Here is a 1412-nt window from a genome sequence, read left to right as displayed (position 1 = left end):
AGGGTCATCGGTGAGATCTCCTCTGGTGAGTACTTGGCGGTACACACCGAGCATCTCGCCGATGACCCCTCTACGTCAGGGAGCCACACCCACTCCCCAAACCCCACCACTCCACGGGACTCTTACACCATCCGCACACTGATCATCGAGGACCGGTCCACGCGAGGGTTCAGCACCAGTCCCGGTTCGAACACCTCCATCGGCAGCGGCCTGAGCAGGGGTTGTTCGGCGGTGAAGTCGTGCCCGATCGTGTTCAGGCGACCACTGATCCGCCGGTCCTCGTCGGCGGCCTCCCACGCCTTGATCTGCTCGTTCAGCTGGTCAAGCGAATCGACCTCAGGCATGGGGACCAGGTGGTTGCGGCGGAACCACCCGACCGCGCCCTCGACGCCGCCCTTCTCATGGGCGCCCTCGATGCCGGACTGGCAGTAGAACGCGTCAAAGCCGTAGTGCGACCGGAACAGCACCCACCGGTCGTTCTCGTTGCGGGCACGGCCCGGTCCGTGGATGACGGCCGTGACTGCGGAGGTGAGGTTGTCGTACTTGATGTGCTTCGTGGGGATCCCGCCGATCGCGTCGAACGCCTCAATATGCCCTTGAAGGAACGCTTCCTGCGCCTGGGTGGGGTACACACGGTGGATCGCCTTCCCGGAGTGGGAGAGCCACAGGACGAACATGTAGCACTTGGTCCTCACCCCGCCCAAGACGACCCAGACCTCACCGAAGTCGACCTCGGCCTCCTCACCCGGGCCGTGGTGTTGGGCGATGAACGCCTCAAGGCGGCGTCCGCCCTCGAGGTCGATCTGTGCCCGCCGGACCCGCACGTAGTCCCGCACGGTCGAGTACGACAGACCGGTCGCGGCCTGCTCGTCGACGAGGCGAGCGAGGATCCGGGTCGCGGTATGCCGTTGCTTCCTCGGCGCGTCCAGATCCGCGCGGAGCATGCCGTCGATGGCGTCCTTGAACGGGTCCAACCGCGGTGCCGACCGTGTCGGTGCCTTCCGTGGTGCCGGCTCCGCTGATGCCAGCGCGTGCCTTACGGTGCGCCGGTGCACCCCGTGACGGCGGGCCAGTTCGCGGATCGAGATCTCCTCGACCCGCGCGTCCCGACGTATCGCAGCGAACAACTCCACACGTGATCCCATCCCAACCCCGATCCCTCGAGTGCTCTGATGTGAGCAAGGCTGGGGTGGGGCCAGATCAAACCGTCACAACCACCCCGGCGAGTCGCCAGTGGGGCCAGATCAGGCCGTCACGATGGGGCCAGATCAACCTGTCACAGTCACGCCACCGGCGTCACCGAGCACGGCCGCCGGGAGATCCTGGGCCTGGACGTCGGTGACAGCGAGGACGAGGTCTTCTGGCGAGCCTTCCTCATCGGCCTGAAGAAGCGGGGCCTGGGCGGTGTGCAG

1 protein-coding gene and 1 pseudogene are annotated in these 1412 nt (G+C 66.3%); one reads left to right on the top strand and one right to left on the bottom strand.

The genetic code is table 11. From position 1 onward, the window contains the following. Positions 1 to 128 precede the first annotated feature (128 nt). Positions 129 to 1145, bottom strand: a pseudogene (gene istA, locus GGG17_RS02730) (IS21 family transposase); the annotation flags it as partial. Positions 1146 to 1184: 39 nt separating this feature from the next. On the opposite strand from istA, the gene GGG17_RS16810 reads away from it, so the two are divergent. After that, on the top strand, positions 1185 to 1412 hold a 228-nt coding region (locus tag GGG17_RS16810; RefSeq protein WP_283809739.1), incomplete at its 3' end, for a transposase.

Source organism: Arsenicicoccus cauae, assembly GCF_009707125.1.
Classification (GTDB): domain Bacteria; phylum Actinomycetota; class Actinomycetes; order Actinomycetales; family Dermatophilaceae; genus Arsenicicoccus; species Arsenicicoccus cauae.
Note: the sequence above shows the minus strand (reverse complement) of the source record. Positions and strands in the feature narration are given on the sequence as shown.